At 50.7% G+C, this 270-nt stretch carries 1 protein-coding gene; it reads left to right on the forward strand.

All coding sequences use genetic code 11. The features are described from left to right. On the forward strand, positions 1-180 hold a 180-nt coding region (locus tag FVP33_RS19720), incomplete at its 5' end, for a hypothetical protein (RefSeq protein WP_187270825.1). Between the last annotated feature and the right edge of the window lie 90 nt (positions 181-270).

Here is a 270-nt window from a genome sequence, read left to right on the forward strand (position 1 = left end):
TCCGATCCTGCTGTAGCTGAAGAAGTCGATCCGTTCGCAGACGCTGGCCTGGCTGCCTCCGAAGGTGACGAGCTGTTTGCTCAGGCAGATACCCCGGTAACCAAGGTGGTTGAAACCAGTGAAGCAGGCTTTGCTAAACCAGCAGATACTGAAGACGACCCGTTTGCTAACTTCGACTAACAGGTGATCTATGAGACACGTTATTAATGGCTTTATTGGCCTGTTCTGTGTGATTGCAGCCATTGCTGTACTGGCGTTAATGAAGGTAGC

It is taken from the genome of Lacisediminihabitans profunda, assembly GCF_008040105.1.
Classification (GTDB): domain Bacteria; phylum Actinomycetota; class Actinomycetes; order Actinomycetales; family Microbacteriaceae; genus Lacisediminihabitans; species Lacisediminihabitans profunda.